Source organism: Marivita sp. (genome assembly GCF_022763305.1).
In the GTDB taxonomy this organism is placed as follows: Bacteria; Pseudomonadota; Alphaproteobacteria; order Rhodobacterales; family Rhodobacteraceae; genus Marivita.
On record NZ_JALEGT010000051.1, the window covers coordinates 36,056 to 55,289 of the forward strand.

19 protein-coding genes are annotated in these 19,234 nt (G+C 64.0%); 10 read left to right on the forward strand and 9 right to left on the reverse strand.

Annotation, left to right across the window (positions count from 1 at the left end):
• Nucleotides 1–42: 42 nt before the first annotated feature.
• Nucleotides 43–843, forward strand: a complete 801-nt coding sequence (locus tag MRY75_RS09495; RefSeq protein ID WP_292307267.1) for a DUF1194 domain-containing protein — start codon at nt 43–45, stop codon at nt 841–843.
• On the opposite strand, the gene MRY75_RS09500 is transcribed toward MRY75_RS09495, so the two are convergent.
• Nucleotides 825–1,199, reverse strand: a complete 375-nt coding sequence (locus MRY75_RS09500; RefSeq protein ID WP_292307269.1) for a DUF4345 family protein — start codon at nt 1,197–1,199, stop codon at nt 825–827. The two genes, MRY75_RS09495 and MRY75_RS09500, sit on opposite strands and share 19 nt — an antisense overlap.
• A 265-nt stretch (nt 1,200–1,464) precedes the next feature.
• On the opposite strand from MRY75_RS09500, the gene MRY75_RS09505 reads away from it, so the two are divergent.
• The 5 genes from MRY75_RS09505 to MRY75_RS09525 all read left to right on the forward strand — a co-directional run bounded on the left by MRY75_RS09505 (nt 1,465) and on the right by MRY75_RS09525 (nt 5,657).
• Nucleotides 1,465–1,707, forward strand: coding sequence for a hypothetical protein (locus tag MRY75_RS09505; protein WP_292307271.1), 243 nt, complete (start codon nt 1,465–1,467; stop codon nt 1,705–1,707).
• Nucleotides 1,708–1,747: 40 nt separating this feature from the next.
• Nucleotides 1,748–1,915 carry a hypothetical protein gene (locus tag MRY75_RS09510; RefSeq protein WP_292307272.1) on the forward strand — a complete coding sequence of 56 codons (168 nt, stop codon included), beginning with the start codon at nt 1,748–1,750 and terminating at the stop codon, nt 1,913–1,915.
• Nucleotides 1,916–2,040: 125 nt separating this feature from the next.
• On the forward strand, nt 2,041–3,303 hold the full coding sequence (locus MRY75_RS09515) for a hypothetical protein (protein WP_292307274.1): 1,263 nt from the start codon (nt 2,041–2,043) through the stop codon (nt 3,301–3,303).
• Nucleotides 3,300–4,682 (forward strand): cytochrome P450, encoded by a 1,383-nt coding sequence (locus MRY75_RS09520; protein WP_292307276.1) that lies wholly within the window; start codon nt 3,300–3,302, stop codon nt 4,680–4,682. The genes MRY75_RS09515 and MRY75_RS09520 overlap by 4 nt, the downstream gene beginning before the upstream one ends.
• Nucleotides 4,683–4,769: 87 nt before the next feature.
• Nucleotides 4,770–5,657, forward strand: coding sequence for a fructose bisphosphate aldolase (locus MRY75_RS09525; RefSeq protein WP_292307278.1), 888 nt, complete (start codon nt 4,770–4,772; stop codon nt 5,655–5,657).
• Between the two features lie 40 nt (nt 5,658–5,697).
• Here MRY75_RS09525 and MRY75_RS09530 read toward each other — a convergent pair whose 3' ends face one another.
• From MRY75_RS09530 to MRY75_RS09550, 5 genes are all read right to left on the reverse strand, one after another.
• Nucleotides 5,698–6,276 (reverse strand): DUF924 family protein, encoded by a 579-nt coding sequence (locus MRY75_RS09530; RefSeq protein WP_292307280.1) that lies wholly within the window; start codon nt 6,274–6,276, stop codon nt 5,698–5,700.
• 128 nt (nt 6,277–6,404) lie between these two features.
• The gene (locus tag MRY75_RS09535) at nt 6,405–7,697 is read right to left on the reverse strand and encodes an MFS transporter (protein ID WP_292307282.1); all 1,293 of its coding nucleotides are present in this window, start codon (nt 7,695–7,697) and stop codon (nt 6,405–6,407) included.
• Nucleotides 7,698–7,812: 115 nt separating this feature from the next.
• Nucleotides 7,813–8,859, reverse strand: coding sequence for a tRNA preQ1(34) S-adenosylmethionine ribosyltransferase-isomerase QueA (gene queA / locus MRY75_RS09540; RefSeq protein ID WP_292307283.1), 1,047 nt, complete (start codon nt 8,857–8,859; stop codon nt 7,813–7,815).
• A gap of 139 nt (nt 8,860–8,998) precedes the next feature.
• On the reverse strand, nt 8,999–9,622 hold the full coding sequence (locus tag MRY75_RS09545) for a 2OG-Fe(II) oxygenase family protein (RefSeq protein ID WP_292307285.1): 624 nt from the start codon (nt 9,620–9,622) through the stop codon (nt 8,999–9,001).
• Between the two features lie 179 nt (nt 9,623–9,801).
• Nucleotides 9,802–13,095, reverse strand: coding sequence for a DUF3971 domain-containing protein (locus tag MRY75_RS09550; RefSeq protein WP_292307287.1), 3,294 nt, complete (start codon nt 13,093–13,095; stop codon nt 9,802–9,804).
• Between the two features lie 82 nt (nt 13,096–13,177).
• Here MRY75_RS09550 and MRY75_RS09555 point away from each other — a divergent pair, with 82 nt between their 5' ends.
• From MRY75_RS09555 to MRY75_RS09570, 4 genes are all read left to right on the forward strand, one after another.
• Complete coding sequence (locus tag MRY75_RS09555; RefSeq protein ID WP_292307288.1) at nt 13,178–13,645, forward strand: peroxiredoxin; 468 nt, start codon at nt 13,178–13,180, stop codon at nt 13,643–13,645.
• 154 nt (nt 13,646–13,799) lie between these two features.
• The gene (locus tag MRY75_RS09560) at nt 13,800–14,609 is read left to right on the forward strand and encodes a ferritin-like domain-containing protein (protein WP_292307289.1); all 810 of its coding nucleotides are present in this window, start codon (nt 13,800–13,802) and stop codon (nt 14,607–14,609) included.
• Nucleotides 14,610–14,824: 215 nt separating this feature from the next.
• Nucleotides 14,825–16,138 (forward strand): M23 family metallopeptidase, encoded by a 1,314-nt coding sequence (locus MRY75_RS09565; protein WP_292307291.1) that lies wholly within the window; start codon nt 14,825–14,827, stop codon nt 16,136–16,138.
• Nucleotides 16,128–16,625, forward strand: coding sequence for a polymer-forming cytoskeletal protein (locus MRY75_RS09570; RefSeq protein WP_292307292.1), 498 nt, complete (start codon nt 16,128–16,130; stop codon nt 16,623–16,625). The genes MRY75_RS09565 and MRY75_RS09570 overlap by 11 nt, the downstream gene beginning before the upstream one ends.
• A 57-nt stretch (nt 16,626–16,682) precedes the next feature.
• Here the strand turns inward: MRY75_RS09570 and MRY75_RS09575 are convergent, their stop codons facing one another.
• From MRY75_RS09575 to MRY75_RS09585, 3 genes are read right to left on the reverse strand one after another with little or no spacing between them, the layout of a single operon-like run.
• Nucleotides 16,683–17,639 carry a DMT family transporter gene (locus tag MRY75_RS09575; RefSeq protein WP_292307294.1) on the reverse strand — a complete coding sequence of 319 codons (957 nt, stop codon included), beginning with the start codon at nt 17,637–17,639 and terminating at the stop codon, nt 16,683–16,685.
• A gap of 14 nt (nt 17,640–17,653) precedes the next feature.
• Nucleotides 17,654–18,382, reverse strand: a complete 729-nt coding sequence (locus MRY75_RS09580; RefSeq protein WP_292307295.1) for an amino acid ABC transporter ATP-binding protein — start codon at nt 18,380–18,382, stop codon at nt 17,654–17,656.
• The gene (locus MRY75_RS09585) at nt 18,382–19,233 is read right to left on the reverse strand and encodes an amino acid ABC transporter permease (protein WP_292307297.1); all 852 of its coding nucleotides are present in this window, start codon (nt 19,231–19,233) and stop codon (nt 18,382–18,384) included. Before MRY75_RS09585 ends, MRY75_RS09580 begins: the two co-directional genes overlap by 1 nt.
• Nucleotide 19,234: the final 1 nt, after the last annotated feature.

The window sequence follows — 19,234 nt, forward strand, 5'->3', positions numbered from 1 at the left end:
TTGTGATTGGACCGACCGTGATTGGTTGGGCATGCTGACGGTATGAAAACTGTCCTTGCCCTTCTGATCGCGGTCGCGCTCGTTGTTCCGCGCGTCTCCAAGGCTGAAGAGATCGAAGTCGATCTCGAACTGGTGTTGATGGTCGACGTGTCGCGGTCCATGACCGAACGCGAGCTTGAGATTCAGCGCAAGGGGTATGCCGAAGCACTGCGCTCGGACGCGGTGTTCGCGGCACTGCAATCGGGGCTGCTGCAGACCGTCGCCGTCACCTATGTCGAATGGGCCGGCACACAGGAAGTCGTGATCGACTGGCGGCTTCTGCACACCCGCGAAGACCTTGACGCCTTTGCCGAAATCCTCACCTCGCGCTTTGACCCCGCGCTGCGCCGCACCTCGATTTCCGAGGCGCTGATCTTTGGCGCGCGGCTGATCGAAAGCAACGAATACAAGGGCTTGCGGCGCGTCATTGACATATCCGGTGATGGCCCGAACAATCAGGGTCGCGCCGTGGCTGTCGCCAGAGACACCGTCCTGTCAAAGGGCATCATCATCAACGGCCTGCCTCTTCTGACCCGCGAAGGCATGGACAGCGCCTGGCATCTCGACAATCTCGACATCTATTATGAAAGCTGCGTTATCGGCGGACCGGGATCGTTTGTCATTCCGGTCTTCGACTGGGACGATTTCGCCGAAGCGGTGCAGCGCAAGCTGGTGCTGGAAATGGTGTCGAACCCGCCCGAGGCACAGATCATTCCCGCGCAATCGATCCGCCTTGACCCGACAGACTGCCTGATTGGTGAAAAAATCTGGCAGGACCGCCGCCGCTACTGGGACAGCCCCTGAGCCCCCGGAAGGTTGACGATCAGCAACCAAGCCGCGAACACTGCCTCGAACAGGAAATAGAGATGCGCCTTGGGAAAGGGCGGCTTGTCGAGCAACAGCGACAACCCGCGCCCGAGCCCCGCACCCAGATAGACAAACCCCATCATCGCATAGGCCCAAGGCGTGCCCAGCCAAAGGCACGCGGCGCCCACGATCACGAACATGCCACCCACCGAAGCGCGCAGTTCCGACAGACCCATCGTGGTCTCGCCAGTCTTCAAGTCCAGCACTCCGGCCGTATAGCGCGGTGCCAGCATCCCGAACGCGCCCAGCGCGATGGTCAGAATGGCAGCAACGATGTTGAGAATGTCAATCATAAGGTCTCCGGTGGTGGGGCTGGCTCGGGTGTGATCCGATGTTTCGCAAAACCTAGCAGCGCACGGCGGTCCGACAATCCCGTGTCCGACGCAGCACCGCGCGCAGCATGGCTTCAACACCGCCGGCCACGGCACGGATCCTCACCAGCGTCACACTTTTTTGTGAGCGATTTCAGCCCTCTCTTGAAGCGGAATCCGGCCTTTCCAATTTCAGCAGCGCGTCAGGGGATGGGCCTCTGACATCAGACAGAAGGAGACGATGGAAATGCGTCGTGTAGCAGTTGGTGCAATGCTTGCCGCTCTGTTCGCGGCACCGACGTTTGCAGCGATTTCGGAATATGACACCGATGGGGACAACCTCGTGTCGTTCGACGAAATGGTCGTTGCTTACCCGGACCTCACGGAAGACCTTTTTGCGCAGATCGACACCAGCACCGACGGGCTGGTGGATGAGGCCGAACTGACGGCCGCGCTCGAGGCCAACCTGATCGTCAAACCCGCCGAATAACCGGCGTTTTTTGCAACGGATGACACCAAGAGGCATTCCCATGTCGATGAACATCACGGTCCCGAAGGTCACCAACTGGTGGGCGTGGGGTGGCGGTGCAGCGGTTCTGGCTGCACTGATCGCCGCCGCTGTCTGGGGGTTCGATCTGTGGGGCAGCGGTTCGACCGCAGAAGAGACCGCTCCGGCGGTCGTCGAAGACTCGCAATAACGGCACGATGATCGGTTCCGCCGGCCCGGATCGGCGGAACCACCCGCTGCGCCAGACGGGCACCAAACATTTGGCGCATTTCTGCGGCACTGTTACACTCGCCCAAAAGCAAGAGCAGTCCGCCCATGTCCGCCTCGCCCCAGACCGTGCGCCGCCGCAAGGTGTTCTACATTCCCGGCTACGACCCGTTCCCGCCCCGCCGGTATCGGGAACTGTACCGCACCGAAGGGGCCAAGCAGGCCGAGATCTCGGGCTACGGTCTGCATGTCGAGGCCAGCCTGCAGGGTGGCACCTATAGCTGGCACGCCTCGGCCCTGATCTACGACACCCGCGTCACCGCCGATTTCGAGGTCCTGCTCTGGTCCGACATCGTGCGCGACAGCATGTCGAACAGCATTCCCGGCACCTATTGGCAACTGATCCGCACAAGCTGGATCTACATCGCCAGCGGCACCCTGCGCCGACTTGCTGTGCTGCCCAAAGGCCCGCTGGCGGCAGCCCTCTACCCCATCGGCGTGCTGATCCTGCAACTGCTGGCGGCGCTGCTGGCCGCGCATCTGGTGGGCTGGGGCCTCAGCACCCTGTTCGGGGCCGCGACCCTCTGGGCCATCGGCCCCGGTGCGATCCTCAACTGGACGACATCGCTGCTTTACTGGACACCGTTCTTCGTCATCGTTGTGCTTGTCGTGCGCTGGTTCAAAGCGCAGGACCGCCGCATCTATGCCTATTACCTGATGCACGATTACGCCTTTTCCGCAGGCCACAAAGGCGCAACTCCGCCCGCGCTGCAGACCCGGCTGGACGAGTTCCGCGGCATCATCGGCACCGCCCTTCTTCAGGACTATGACGAGGTGCTGGTCGTCGGCCATTCCTCGGGCGCGCATCTCGCCGTGTCGATCCTTGCCGACATCCTGCGCGACAACCCCAACCTGCCCGCGCGCCCTGCGCTATCCTTCCTCAGCATCGGCCATGTGATCCCCATGGTGTCTTTCCTGCCCGACGCCTGGGAATTGCGCCGCGATCTGCAAGCTCTGTCGGAACAGGACGACATCGTCTGGATCGACGTCACGGCCCAGGGCGACGGCTGCTGTTTTCCGCTCTGTGACCCGGTCGGCGTGTCGGGTGTTGCCACCCTCGACAAGCAATGGCCGGTGGTTTTCTCGGCGCAGTTTTCCAGAACGATGGCGCCAGAGCGGTGGGCAGCGCAGCGACGGCAGTATTTCAAGCTGCATTTCCAGTATCTCTGCGCCTTCGAGAACCCGCTCGACTACGACTATTTCCAGATCACCGCAGGCCCGCGCACCCTTGGCCAGCGCTACGCCACCCGCGCGCCCTCGCCCAGCCGGATCGACGTGCCGGTGTCGAAATACACGAACACCGCCCCGTGATCCCGCCCAAACCCATATCGCGCCCCGACCGCGTGTCGCTCTGTCGCTATCTGAAACTGTTCCGGCAGGACATCCTGTCGGCCCAACCCGAACGGCTTTACGGCGCGTGGATGGCCGAGTTCCGCACGCCGTTCTTTCGCTCCTACCTCGCCAATGATCCCGGTTTGGTGCAGACCATCCTGCGCGACCGGCCGCGCGATTTTCCGAAATCCGACCGCATCGGAGAAGGTCTGCGTCCGCTCCTCGGTCAATCGGTCTTCCTGACCAATGGCCCCGTCTGGGACCACCAGCGCCGCATCATCGACCCGGCTTTCGAGCGTGGACGCCTCACGCAGTCACTGCCCGCCATGTGGGACGCCGGTCAGGCAATGGTGGCCCGTGTGCTGGACCAGATCGGCCAAGGCACAGAGATCGAGATCGAGATCGAGGAAATCGCCAGCCACGCCGCTGCCGACGTGATTTTCCGCACGCTGTTTTCCATCCCCATCGAAGACGCCATTGCATCCCAGGTCTTCCACGAATTCCGCGCCTATCAACGCAGCCAGCCGATCCTCAACCTTGCCGCCTTCGTGCCCCTGCCCCGCTGGTTCCCGCGATTTCACCGGCCCGAGACCAAACGCGCCGCAACGCGCATCCGCGCGCTTATCACGCAACTGGTAGACGCACGGCGCGAGGCCATCGCAAACGGCACCGCGCCCGATGATCTGGCCACCCGGATCATGACCACCCCCGACCCCGAAACCGGGCAATGCTTTACCGCAGCCGAGATGGTCGATCAGGTGGCGATCTTCTTCCTCGCCGGTCACGAGACCAGCGCCAGCGCCTTGGGCTGGGCACTCTATTGCTGTGCAGCAGCCCCCGATTGGCAGGACCGGATCGCGCTGGAAGCCGCCGCATTGACCGATCCGAAAGAGGTCAAACGCCTGACCACCAGCCGCGACGTGTTCCGCGAAACGCTGCGCCTGTACCCGCCTGTCCCGATGATGGTGCGCGAAACCACACGGCCCGAGACCTTCCGCAAACGCGCCATCCCGAAAGCCGCGCAGCTTGTGCTCAGCCCGTGGCACCTGCACCGCCACATACGGCTGTGGGACAATCCCGACGCCTTCGACCCGACCCGCTGGCAATCCGACGACACCCGCCAATCCGCCCGCGACGCCTATATGCCGTTCAGCGCCGGCCCCCGCGTCTGTCCCGGCGCGGGTTTTGCAATGGCCGAGGGCCCGCTGCTTCTGTCGCTGCTCCTGCGTGCGGTCGAAGTCGCACCCGTCCCCGGCAAACCGCCCCACCCCGTCGCCCATCTCACCGTGCGTGCCCGCGATGGCATCTGGCTGAGGGCGCAGCCTCGGCGCAGACCGGACACAGGCGCGAAAGGTTAGCGCTAACCGTCTGGCGAACCTCTATCTTTTTGACAAAGGCTGATCTAGGACAGCCTCAACCACACCATTCCAGATTGGGGATCTCACATGACCGACACCGCAATGGCAGACCGCATCAAGACCGGCGCAGGCTTTATCGCCGCGCTTGACCAAAGCGGCGGGTCCACCCCCAAGGCGCTGCGCCTCTATGGCATCGAGGAAAACGCCTATAACGGCGATGAGGAAATGTTCTCGCTGATCCACGAGATGCGCTGCCGCATCATGACCGCGCCTGACTTCACCTCGGACAAGGTGCTGGGCGCGATCCTGTTCGAGCGCACCATGCGCGATACGGTCGAAGGTGTGCCGGTGCCCACCTATCTTTGGGAGAACCGCGGCGTGGTGCCGTTCCTGAAGATCGACAAGGGTCTGGAAGACAAGGCAGACGGCGCACAGATCATGAAGCCGATGCCGGGCCTCGAGGCACTGCTGGCCGATGCCAAGGCCATGGGCGTCTTCGGCACCAAGGAACGCTCGGTCATTCACGAGGCCAATGCCGCCGGCATCAAGGCCGTGGTCGCCCAGCAGTTCGAGGTCGCCAAGACCGTCTGTAACGCAGGCCTCGTGCCGATCATCGAACCCGAAGTTGACATCAACAGCCCCACCAAGGCGGAGGCCGAAGCGATCCTGAAACAGGAAATCGCGGCACATCTCGACGCTCTGGGCGATGGCGAAACGGTGATGCTCAAACTCACCATCCCGACAGTAGACGGGCTTTATGTCGATCTGGCCGATCACCCGAAAGTGCTGCGCGTTGTGGCCCTGTCGGGTGGTTACAGCACCGATGACGCCTGCGAACGTCTGGCCCGGAACCCCAAGATGATTGCCAGCTTTTCGCGCGCGCTGGCGGAAGGTCTGTCCAAGCAGCAGTCGGATGCAGAGTTCAACGCGGCACTCGGTGCCAATATCGACAAGATCTTCAACGCGTCGAAGTAAACCCGCGCAGGCAAAGGTCAGGATAGCAGAAAGGCGGGGATCACCCCGCCTTTTTCAGCTCTTCCACAGTCGAGCCATAACCTCCGCCGTTGACGTAGGTCAGTTCGGTCGCCGTAGAATTGCGGCCCAGCGCGGTGTTGCGATAGGGAAAGCGGCCGAATTTGCGGATCACCTCACGATGAGCCCGGGCGTGCAGCAGGTTGCTGGCCCCCTGCAACGGCATCCGTTCCAGCATCAGGCGAACGCAGCGATCCTGATCACAGAGGTTCTCGGAATGCATGAGCGGCAAGTAGAAGAACTGCCGCGCGGGTTCGTCGATCCGGAGATCCCAATTCTTGCCGATCGCCTGCTTTGCCGCCGCCAGCGCGATCTTGTCCGACGCAAAAGCGCGGCCCGAACCGCGGAACATGTTGCGCGGGAACTGGTCCAGCAGGACGATATACGCCAGCGCGCCGCTCGGATAGGTCAGCCACAGCGCGTGACGGCCCTCCATCGCACCCTCCCAGGCCGCGCCGAACCGGTCACGGATCTCCTGATCCAGCGCCTCTTCGGATTTGTACCATCCCTCCGGCCCGACCTCGTCGAGCCAGAACCCCAAAACGTCCTCAGGCGTGATCATCACTCTCTCCCGACCCTGCGCAAAGTCCCCCAAGACCTTGGCCGACGCTACTCAAGAAAAGAATCGCGCAACAGTCACTTTTGATGTCAGGGCCGACACATGACGCTTTTTTCGGCGGTTGGTGGACATCACGTCGCAGGGCTGTCCGGTTTGGCAGCAGCTTCGTCCTGGGCCTCGGCCTCCGCCTCGGCGGTTTCGATGGCCCATTCCGAGGCGATCTCGACCGTGACCGGCGATGCGGTGGGCATCATGCCCTGGTAGGCAATGGTGTCTTCGGCTGCAGGCGCAGGACGCTGGGTCATCCGGTAGATGGCGTACCCGGTCAGGGTCAGCAGGACAAAGGCCAGCAGGATGAAATATCCCGGTGGTCCCATCACCTGCATCGCATAGCCGATGATGAGCGGGCCCGTGATGGCCCCGACCCCGTTCACGAAGAGCAGCCCGGCAGACGCCGCCGCCATGTCCTCGTGCTGAAGGAAGTCATTGGTATAGGCGATGAGCAACGAATAGAGCGGGTTCGACAGCCCCCCGATCAGGAAGGCTGCGGCGACCAGGATGTAGAAATTCGCGCCAAGCACCATGCCCATGACCGAAGCAAGCCCCGCGATCAATGCTGACAGCGCGATCAGCTTGCGCCGGTCCGCCCGGTCCGACAGCCAGCCCACCGGGTACTGGAAAAGCAGCGCACCCACGTAAAACGCCGCCGTGAAGATCGGGATCTGCCCGATGCTCAGCCCGGCCTCGGTGGCATAGACCGCCGCCATCCCGAACTGCGCGGCAAAGACGCTGCCCATCAGGAACATGCCGACACAACCCAAAGGCGAGGTCTTGTACAGCTCCACCAGCGTCATCCGCTTGGTGCTCTCGAACGCCGGTGTGGGCGAGATCGACAGCAGGATCGGCGCAAAGGCGATGGAGACCAAAACCGACGGGATCACGAACAGCAGGTATCCCGACGGGTCCGGCACCACGAGCAGGCCCTGTGCGATGATGATGCCCAGCATCTGCACGATCATGTAAGCCGACAGCGCCTGTCCGCGCGTTTCATTGGTGGCCGAATTGTTCAGCCAGCTTTCCGCCGTCACGTAGACACCGCAGAAACAGAAGCCGATCACAACGCGTCCCAGAATCCACGCAATCGGATCCTGGATCGTCGGAAAGAGCAGCAGCGCCGCCGACACGAATGACCCAAGCGCCGCAAAGACCCGCACATGGCCCACCCGCCGGATCATGATGGGTGTCACCCGCGACGCAATGAGGAACCCTGCGAAATAGGCCGACATCACAAGCGACATCTCGACCGAGGAAAAGCCGATCGAAGACCCGCGCACCCCCAGCAGCGACCCCTGCAGGCCATTGCCCAGCATCAAGAGCAGCATGCCCAGCAGCAATGGCCAGGAGGTTCGGATCACGGTCAGCATGTCTTGTCCCTTTGTCCGTTCGCGTGGCCTTGCGTCTGGGCTAGAGCAGCAGGATCACAATCGCAAGAACCAGAGCGACAGAATTCCGACATGCCATGCCGCAGACGGGACAGGCCTACGGGATCAGCAGCGAACTGTCCCCATAGGAAAAGAACCGGTACCGGTTCTCGATCGCATGGGCGTAGATCTCGCGTACGCGCTCCTGCCCCATCAGCGCCGAAACCAGCATCATCAGCGTGGATTTGGGCAGGTGGAAATTCGTCATCAGCCCGTCGGTCACGTGGAACCTGAAACCCGGATAGATGAAGATGTCGGTGTCCCCCTCCCACGGCTGGATACTGCCCCCGCGCGCAGCACTCTCGATCAGCCGCAGCGCCGTGGTGCCCACCGGGATCACCCGCCCGCCCGCCGCCTTGGTCGCGGCGATCTCGGAGGCGGCTGTCTCGGACACGCGGCCCCATTCGGCGTGCATCTTGTGGGTGGTCACATCCTCGACCTTGACCGGCAGGAAGGTGCCCGCGCCCACATGCAGCGTGACGAAACTCATGCCCACCCCCCGCGCCTGCAGTGCTGCCACCAGCGCCTCGTCAAAATGCAGCGATGCCGTGGGTGCCGCCACCGCGCCCATATTGCGCGCCCAGATGGTCTGGTAGTCTTCCTTGTCCTTCTCGTCCGCGGGCCGCTTGGCCGCGATGTAGGGCGGCAGGGGCATGGCCCCCGCCTCGGCCAACGCCGCGTCGAAATCATCGCCCGTCAGATTGAACCGCAGCAGCCCCTGCCCGTCGCTCCGCCCTTCGAGGATGGCCGTCAGGTCAGACGAGAACACCACCTCTTCCCCCTCGCGCAGCTTCTTGAGTGGTTTGACCAGCGCCGACCATGTCCCGTCCGCCTGCGGCTCAAGCAGCGTCACCTCGATCTTCGCCTCGGTCGCGCCAGCCTCGCCCACACGGTGCCGCACACCGAACAACCGCGCCGGGATCACCTTCGTGTCGTTCAGCACCAGCCGGTCCGTGGGCCGCAGGATCTCCGGCAACTGGTTCACGATCCGGTCCGCAATCCCCCCCGCCTCGGCATGCAAGAGCCGCGCTGACGACCGGGGCGAGGCAGGCCGCGTGGCGATCAAGTCGTCTGGCAGGTGGAAATCGAAATCGCTGAGTTTCATGGGTCCGGTCCGCTGCTGCATCTGTGGCCGCAGCCCTTACCGAACTTGCGGAGGCAACAAAAGCACGGAGCACGTTTCGCTCAGAATGACGCAAATGGCAGGAGTGAGCCGAAAGGCCCCGTCCTGACCGGGCGCTCCGTCAGAGCACCTTCCGCGTCAGCACGACATTGAACGAGATCGAAACGCGTGGCTCGTCCACGAGATTGGGGTGGACAAGGTGGTGCAGAAAACTCGGCCAGAGGAACAATTCACCGGGCTTCGGCAGTCGCCTGTACTCTGGGTTGAATTGACCATCATCCCTGACCGCATTCATGTTGGCTTGCGGACGCGGATCGAAAAAGCTGATCTCACCCGGATTCAGATCGCTCCGATTGCGGATCGCCTCGGATTGATCTGGGACCTGCACGTAGTAGGTGCCAGACAGCCAGGAATGCGGGTGGTTGTGAAGGTTGTGATAGTCCCCGCGCCGGTTGATGTTCGCCCAGCCCTGAATATCGAACTCAGGGCGATAGCTCATGTTCAGCTCGGCGGCATAATCAAGAACCGCCTTGTGGCAGCATTGGCGCAGCCAGCCGATGGCGGGATGCGATTGGCCGAAGATGTCCTGATCGAGGTACCGCACAGTCAGGTCCTGGGTCCCGGTATCCTCTGCAAGCAGCATCGGGGCCAGCACGGCATTCGCCTGTTCCGCGCCGGGAAGCGTCAGTGTCATTAGAAGGGTCGGCCAGAGACGTTCGAACTGGGGGCGTGCCAAGTCAGTCATGTGAAGTGTCCGCAATACCTCGGACATGAAAACGTCATCCCCGGGTTGCCCAAGGCATGACATATTTACTGGGCCGCTTCCATGGCCTTGGTTCGATCCACAGGCCACATTGAGGAATGGACTTCTCCTTCGCCCCGCATCCCCGACCCCTGCCCGACTGGGACACACGTCAGCCCCGCCTACTCCCCTACCTGCGGCGCAGGCCGCCTGAAGATCTCGCGGAACATGCCCGGCGTCAGCGCCGAGAGCGGGTTCACACTGACATTCGGCTGATTGGCCGGCCCCGTGAGGTTGAAGTTGAACCCGATCAGCCCCTCGCCCTTGCGGGTGAAGATGCTGCCGATGCCGTTGAGGAAAAAGATCGGCGACAGCACACCCTGCAGGTCGAGCATCCCGGCGCCCAGATTGTAGGTCCCGTCCATCGAAATCCCCATCGACGGGCCGGTCGCGCTCGACCGGGTGAGGATCAGCTGATCCGGAGTCAGGCGGAACCGCGCCTCCACCTCGGTGAAGAGGATGCCCGGCCCTTCAAGCTGGTCAAGCAGCCCCACGATGCTGATCGCGTCCAGCAAGGACGCAATGCCCGGCGCATCCCGGAGCCGCGTGTTCACCACGTCCAGCGCGCCATCATAGCTGCCCGCCTGTCCGGTCACCGGCGCCAGCGCGAGGGTCATGTCGCCTCCGGCCACGGTTTTGAGGATGCCCGCCTCGCGGATCACCCGGCCCGCATCGTTCGACCGGATGCGAAACGCCGTTGCGCCGCCCTGCGGCAGGGCTTCGCCCACGATGGGCGCCGCGCCATTGACGCTGGCGGTGAAGCTGCCGCTCAGCCCCGCACCGGATTGCAGATCACCCCGGAAGTCCGTCAGACGGATGCTGTTGGACACTTGCAGCGCATCGAGCGCCAGGGTCAACGGCACACGCGCGCCGGTTCCACCACCCCCGCCGCCCCGACCGAAAGGCGCGTTGCGCAGATCGACGGTCCCGCCCGCAATACGCACTGCGGGCGGCACACCGGCGCCGCGACCGGTCAGCACGACCGGCGCATCGAGCCATCCGCCCGCACGCACGCGCTCAAGGTCGATGCTGTCCAGCGATCCGTCAGCGTTCAGCGTGATCCTGCCCTGCGCCTCCAGCCCCGGCCCCGCCAGCACCAGCCGCTCGATCCGGGCGGGTTGGGCGAGAACCCCCGCCACCTCCAGCGTGCCCGCCGTTCCGCGCGGCAGGGTCCAGCCGATGGGGGGCAGCGAGAGGCCGATCCCGGACAGACGCGACGTCAGCGAGAACGACGGCGGCGCGCCGGGTTTCAGATCGACCCGCAGATCGGCGGGACCCGACCCGCTCACCATCTCCTCGGGCAGAGCCACGCCAAAGGATTGCGCCGCCGCCTGCGACAGGGTCACGACCCCGTCCACCGTGCTGCCGATCTGCGCGGTGCCGGGCTCCGGGATCGGCAGGGTCCATGTCCCCTCGAACGGCACGCCCGACAGTGCGGCCTGACCCGACACCTGCAACCGGTCATTGCGCACCGACACGTCCAGAGCGCGGGCGGTCAGGCTGCGATTGGGGACGATCGCATCGCTCGCCACCTCGGTCGCGCGCCCCTGGACTGCAAGCCGCATATCGGGCAACCGAACCCCGGGCCGCAACGGCAGGTCGAGCGTGCCGTCGAACCGCACCTGCCCCGCCAGAAGGTCCACCGGCCTCCGGGCGCGTTGCATGAGCCGGATCGGCTCGCTGTCGAGATAGGACAGCAGTGCCTCGATGCTGCCCGCGCCCGAGAGCGTGATCTGCCCGTCCGCCGGGCGCTGCCGTGTGTCCGGGATCACGAAACTGCTGCCGTCGATGGTGATGGCTCCACCCTGTTCCGGCGTGATCCGTCCCCGTGTGACGCGCACCGCAAAGCGGTCGTCGTTGAGGGTCAGCGTGCCCGCCCCCTGTTCGACCACCGGCAGGCTGCGCGCATACCGCACCTGCGCCTGATCGAAGGCCGCATTAAGATAGATCACGGGCCGCGGCTCGTCCTGCGAGCGCAGCGCGAACTGACCGCGCCGGATCTGTCCGCCCTCGATATTGGTGACCACCCAGTCGCGGGTGCGCGGGGCCAGAGCCACCGGCCAGAGATGCAGCAGCGCCTCGGGGGTCAACGCCCCGAAACTGCCGTCGAGCGCATAGTCCCAGGCGTCCTGCGACGCGCGCAACTTGCCGGACATGCGCAGCGGCACCTGCGGGTCGTCGATCCACACGCGGCCAAGATCAAGCTCGAACGGCGCGAGCCTCAGCCGGAAATCAAGCTCTGCCCGGTCAATCGACAGGGGCACATCAAAGAGCGTGTCGGGCGCGGCCTCGAGCCGGCTGAACCGCACCTGCCCCAGCATCTGGGACGGGATGCCATCGCGCAGATCGGCCAGCGTTGCGCGCCCATCCGCGACCGCGCGCACCAGATCGCTGTCCACGGACAATTCGCTGAAACTGATCTGCGAACGGTCCGGATCATAGGTGAAATAGCTGCGCGCGGCGTTGAAGGGGATCGGCGGTGTGTCCGGTGTCGGCTGCACCACCCCCGCATCGATCTGCAACGTGGCATTGAGCGGACCGAGCGAGCCATCCGCGCGCATCGCCGCGCGCAGCGATCCCGAGATCGGCGCCCGGAGCGCCCCGAGCCAGGCCAGCGCCGGGCCTTGAGTGGCAATATCCTGCGAGGGCATGTCGTCGAGGGACACGCCGAAGGCGACGTCGGTCTCACCGATGGTCGATGCGGCATCCAGCTGCAACCGGGTCGCCGTGGCCCCGCCGCCCAGCAGGGCGAAATCCCCCGACAGGCGCAGCTGATCCCCCGCGCGGTCAAGCCGCAACCGGCCGCCATCCACCGTCCAGCCACGCCGCGCCCGGGCATCCTCGAAGCGCAGGGTCAATGCGCTGGCTTCGACCGATTGCAGCCGCGCCAGCCGCTCGTCCATCAGCAGCCGGTCGATCTGCGCCACCAGCGTCGGCACGTCCGGCGCGGAGCCATCCACCGCAAAGGCGTCCCCCAGGGCAAGCCCCAGTTGCCCCGCCCGGTTGCGCGTGAGTGTGACGAAGGCGCCGCTCACGCTCAGGTCGCGCAGGACCACCCGCCGCCGGATCAGGTCCGGCAGGGCAAGGCCGATCTCGATATCCGAGAGCACCGCGACCGGCGTCCCTGCCGCCGTCTGGATGTCCACGTCCAGCAGGATGACCCGCGTGCGCCCATCCCGCTCCAGCCGAAGCTGCACATCCCCGAAGAGCACCTGGAATCCCGGCAACACTGTGGCCAGCCGCTCTTCCACCGTGTCGCGCACCCAGTCAGGGGCCGACAGGCTGCGCCCGACCAGCGCCCAGCCGGTCCCGAGTGTGACCAGCAGCAGCGCCAGCATCATCGACACCGCCCAGCGGGCCCGCCGACTGCGCGACGGCGACATCTGCGGTTGCGTGGGCTGTTCCGTCTCCGTCACTGGAAGCGGCATCCTTTTGCGTTATTCTCTGGTCAGCCGGGGATCTCCCCGATCCGTTTTCATCTTCATAAAGGATAGCGCCATGAGCGATACACTGGAATTGGCTCCGGACTTCACCCTGCCGGTTCAGGGCGGCGATCACAGCGAAGTTTCGCTGAAGGATTTGCGCGGCACGCCGGTCGTGCTGTTTTTTTACCCGCGCGACGACACTTCGGGCTGCACCAAGGAAAACGAGGCCTTCACCGCGCTGGATGGCGAATTCGCCCAGATCGGCGTCAAGGTGTTCGGCATCTCGAAGGACAGTCTGGAAAGCCATGAGAAATTCATGGCCAAGAAGAAGCTGACGGTCCCACTGATCTCGGACGAGCACGGCTCCGCGTCCGAGGATTTCGGCGTGTGGAAGGAAAAATCCATGTACGGCAAGAAATTCATGGGGATCGAACGGTCGACCTTCCTGATCGATGCCGAGGGGCGGATCGCAAAGGCCTGGCGCAAGGTCAAGGTTCCGGGCCATGCCGAAGAGGTGCTCGAGGCGGCAAAGGCGCTTTGATGCATTTTGGATCGGATCGGGCCACGCCCGATCCGACCGGCGCGCGCCTGCGGCGCGCATGAGGGCTCTGCCCTCATACTCCCGAAGTATTTGCAAACCAGAGAAGCACAGGTCATCGGCTTGAACTTCAACGCCCAGCGCGCAATGAGGGGCCATGATGACCTTATGTGACATGGCAGTGGATGTCCTGACCACCGCAGACGGACGTGCCAAGACCGCGAAGTCGCGGGATTACGCACGCCAATGGTTCGCCGCGCGGGAGGCAGGCACCGCTTTGGAGATCGGCGCCGCTACGCCACCGCTGCGCCCGTCCCGGCCGGACGCGCCGGAATTGCTGGACCCGCGCGATGTGCCCAAGCGCAAGCCCGGCAGTCCGCAGGGGCGCATCGCGCTTCTGCATGCGGTGGCACATATCGAGCTGAACGCGGTCGATCTGCACTGGGACATCATCCCACGCTTTGCACAGATCAAAATGCCGATGGGGTTCTATGACGACTGGGTCAAGGCGGCGGACGAGGAATCCAAGCATTTCAACCTGATGTGCGACTGCCTCGAAGAGATGGGCAGCTATTACGGTGCCCTGCCCGCCCATGCCGGGATGTGGCGCGCCGCCGAGGATACGGTGGACGACTTCATGGGGCGGCTGGCCGTTGTGCCCATGGTGCTCGAAGCGCGGGGGCTGGATGTGACACCGGGCATGATCGAGATCTTCCGCAAGGCCGATGCCAACAGCGCGGTGACCGCGCTTGAGACGATCTATGCCGAGGAAGTGGGCCATGTCGCCTACGGCTCGAAATGGTTTCATTTCCTCTGCGGGCGGCATGAGGAAGACCCGAAGGACGCCTTTCACAGCCTTGTCCGGCGCTATTTCAAGGGCGCACTCAAGCCGCCTTTCAACGAGGAAAAACGCGCCGAGGCGGGCCTGCCGCCGGATTTCTACTGGCCGCTGACCGAAACGCTCTGAGCGATCTTGGCGCTGTTGCAATTGAGCATCGCATCATAAGCCCCGAGAAGATCGGCGAAATCTTGCCAATTCGGCAAGCCTTCGCGCGCGCGGGCGCAACATTGGTCCAAAAACGTTGCCAATTCGTGAATCGGTCTTTAGAGCCGTAACAGATACGCGCCCGGAGTTTGGGGCTTGAGAGGCGCGACCTAGGGACGGGAAAGAGGAACATACAGGTGCGCACACGTCTTGCGATCAAACTGCATGCCACACTCGAACGCTTTTTTCCGGAACGCCGTCTGTTCCTTCGCTCCGACACCGACACCCGGTTCATCCGACTGAAATCCAGCACACAGGCGCTCGCGTTCGGGGGCGCCTCTCTTGTTTTGGCCTGGAGCATCATCGCGACTGCGGTGCTTTTGATGGACTCCATCGGATCGGGAAATTTCCGCGAACAGGCGCGCCGTGATCTCGAGACCTATCAGCTGCGCCTGAACATCCTGTCGGAAGAGCGCAATGCCCGCGCCGCCGAGGCGATTGCCGCGCAGGAACGGTTCAACACCGCGCTCGAACAGGTGTCGGTGATGCAGACCAAGCTGCTGGAAGCCGAAACCCGGCAGGCCGAACTGGAAGCCGGGCTCGAGGCGGTGCAGCTGAAGCTGCGCGACGCGATCCGCGCGCGCGAGGACGTGCGCACCGAACTGGCCTCTTTGATGAGCGAGATCGAAGCCGGTGGAACCGGTGTCGCCTCGGCCGACAGCATCGACAGCACGACGCTGGATTTCCTGTCCGCCGCACTGGCCCGCACGGCCGAAGAGCGCGATCAGGTCGTGGCCGATGCACAGGACGCGCTGATCCGCGCCGACGAGATGGCCACCGAAATCCGCCTGATGGAAGAGAAGAACGATACGATCTTCCGTCAGCTTGAAGAGGCGATGACAGTCTCCGTCGCGCCGCTCGACAAGATGTTCGAAGCGGCGGGCATGAACCCCGACCGCATTCTCGACCAGGTGCGCCGTGGCTATTCCGGTCAGGGTGGCCCGCTGACCCCGCTCAGCTTCTCGACCCGGGGTGAAGACCCGTCCGAGGACATCCTGCGCGCCAACCGCATCCTGAACCAGATGGACCGCCTGAACCTCTACCGGATCGCGGCGGAAAAGGCGCCCTTTGCCATGCCGATCAAGGATTCGTTCCGCTTTACCAGCGGATTCGGATATCGCTGGGGCCGCCTGCATGCGGGCACCGATTTCGCCGGTGCGCATGGCACACCGATCTATGCGACGGCGGACGGTGTTGTGACGTTCGCAGGCTGGCAGTCAGGATATGGTAGGCTCGTCAAGATACAGCATGAGTTCGGCATCGAGACCCGCTATGCCCACAACTCAAAACTCTACGTGACAGTGGGTCAAAGGGTCTCGCGCGGGGACAGAATTGCTGCTATGGGGAACACTGGACGTTCCACTGGCACCCACCTCCATTACGAAGTCCGTGTCGGCGGCAAACCTGTCAACCCCATGATCTACATCAAGGCTGCAAACGATGTTTTCTAAAAGCAAAATCAATGAGCCCGGCCCCAAGGCTGACGAGGCGAGCGCACCGAAACCGGCCATGCCTGATCCGTCGCGCACCGCAACGGAGTTCAAGGCCTCCGCGCCCAAGGCCAAGCCTGCGGCCTCGGTCCTGTCGAGCGACCTGCACATCACGGGCAACCTCAAGACCACCGGCGACATCAATGTCGAAGGCACCGTCGAGGGTGACATCCGCGCGCATCTTCTGACCGTCGGCGAAAGTGCCACGATCAAGGGCGAAGTGGTGGCGGACGATGTCGTCGTCAACGGCCGCGTCGTGGGCCGTGTGCGCGGCCTCAAGGTGCGCCTGACCGCGACGGCGCGCGTCGAAGGTGACATCATCCACAAGACCATCGCAATTGAATCCGGCGCCCATTTCGAAGGCTCGGTGCAGCGTCAGGACGATCCGCTCAACGGCGGCAAGAAGCCTGTTGCGCCGGCCCCCGCCCCGGCGGCGTCGAACGGGTAAGACCCACCGACGTTACCTCGTCGGACAGGCCGCCTTCGGGCGGCCTTTTCTTTTGGCTCAGTCCTTGGCTGTCGGACGTGGACGCCGCATCCGGCGTTCGCGATACACGATCATCAGCCCGCCGATCACGATCAGAAGCGCACCCGGCCAGAGATCATCCACCGGGGCTTCGTCAAAGAAGACCCAGCCCAGCAGGAACGCGATGGGGATGCCGAAATAGCTGAACGGTGCCAGGTTGCTGGGCTCGGTCATCCGGTAGGCCACCACGAGGCACAGCACCGCCGATCCACCGAAGAGGCCCATCAGGACAATGAAGGCGAGGTCTTCGGCACTGGCGACCGGGGTGAACCCGCCCACTGCCAGTGCCAGCGTGAACGAGCCCAGTGCCGCGATGGCCGAGGAATAGAGATTGAACAGCGGGGTCGGCACGTCCGGGTCGATCAGCCGCGCGGTCACACCGCTGAACGCGTAGAGGAAGGACGCCCCCACCGGCAGCAGCAAAGCCCAGGTGAACGCGTCGCTTCCCGGGCGCAGGACCAGGACAACCCCGACGAAGCCGACCGCCACGGCGAACCAGCGCACCCAGCCCACCCGTTCCCGCAGGAGCGGCACCGCCAAGGCAGTGGTGAAGAGCGCGGTCGTGTAGGAGATCGTTGTTGCCGTGGCAAAGGCCATGATGCCCAGCGACAGGTAGAACATCAGCTGCGCAAAGGTCACGGCCGCCCCCCGCAGCGCCGCAAGCCGCCATTGGCGGATGCGCATCGGACGCCCGCCCTGCCGCCAGCTGGCCGTCATCCACAGCGCGATGAAGCTTGGCACCAGCCCGAAGAGGTTGCGATAGGCCGACAGCTCGGCGGCGCTGTAGCGCGGCGAAAGGTGCTTGATGATCAGACCCATCAGGTCAAAGAGCACGAGCGCCGCGATGCTGATCAGGATGCCCAGAACGGCATTGTCCGTAGATCTGCGGCTTGCGGGTTCGGAGGCGCCATTCTGCGGTGGCGCCGTCCGGTCCATGGTGTTGCGCGGGATCACAACACGCGCTTCAGGAAGGCGCGCGTGCGGGCTTCGCGCGGATCCGAAAACAGGGTTTCGGGCGGTCCTTCCTCGAGGATGCGCCCGGCGTCGAGGAAACAGACCTTGTCGGCCAGTTCGCGGGCAAAGGCCATTTCATGCGTGGCAAGGATCATCGTCATGCCTTCGGCCCTGAGTTGGCGCAGCACGTCCAGGACCTCGCCCACCAGCTCGGGATCGAGCGCGCTGGTGATCTCGTCAAAAAGCATGATCTCGGGCTGCATCGCCAGCGCGCGGATGATCGCGACGCGCTGCTGCTGACCGCCCGAAAGCTGATCCGGGTAATGGTGCATCCGCTGCCCCAGATCGAACCGCTCGAACAGCGCCTTGACGGGTGCCTCCAGCACATCGCGGCTCTTGCCCAGCACCCGACGCGGGGCGAGCATGACATTCTCGGCGGCGGTCATGTGCGGAAACAGGTTGAACGACTGGAAGACGATTCCGATACGCGCGCGGATTGGCTGCGGGTTCAGACCGGGTTCGCTGATGTCCACGCCATCCAGCAGGATGCGCCCGTCGTCGATGGGTTCCAGCAGGTTGATGCAGCGCAGCAGCGTGGACTTGCCCGACCCCGACGCGCCAATGAGGCAGACCATCTCGCCCTCGTCCACCGTCAGGTCGATGCCCCGGCAGACCGGGTTGTCACCGAAACTCTTGGTGACGCCCTGCAGGTCCAGTTTCGCCATCAGCTCTGCCGCCGCCGCTGTTTGTTCATCAGGTAATCGGCGTACCGCGTGGCCGGGATGGTGAGCGCGAGAAAGATCACCGCCGCGCCGACATAGGGCGTGAAGTTCGCAAGCAGCGACTTGTAGACCCCCGCCTGCCGAAACACCTCGACCGGGCCGATGAAGCTGAGAAGTGCGACGTCTTTCTGCAGCGCGATAAAGAGGTTCATATTGGCCGGGGCCACGTTGCGGATCGCCTGCGGAAGCACGACATAGCGCATGGTTTCGCCGTCCGACAGACCGAGCGAGGCCGCCGCCGCGCGCTGGCTGTGATGGATGGAGTCGATGCCCGAGCGGATCACCTCGGCGACGTAGGCCGCGTAGACAAGGATCAGCGCCAATGACCCCCAGATGTACGGCGAATTCCACGGGCGTGGCAGGCCAAGTCCGGGAATGCCGAACCCGATCAGGTAGATCACGAGGATCACCGGCAAGCCGCGAAACACGTCCGTATAGATCGCCCCGAAGAGCCGCAGCGGATAGAGCGCGGGCGAACGCACATCGCGGAAAAGCGCGATCACCAGACCCAGAACGGCGATGATCGGTGCGCACCACAGGAAGATGGCGACGTTCATCAGGAACGCATCCAGCAGTCCCGGAAAGGTCCGCGCAAACACCTCGCCGTTGAAGAAACTGCGTTTCACCGCGTCCCAGCCGGGGGCCAGCGGCACCAGCAGCACAACCACCAGCATCACCGCAAACGTCGATCCTGCCGCGATGGTGATCGACCGTCGCCGCAGACGTTGCTCATAGGCTTGGCGACGGGTCAGCGCTGGCGCTGACCCGCGTGGCAGGCTTGTCTGATCGGTCATG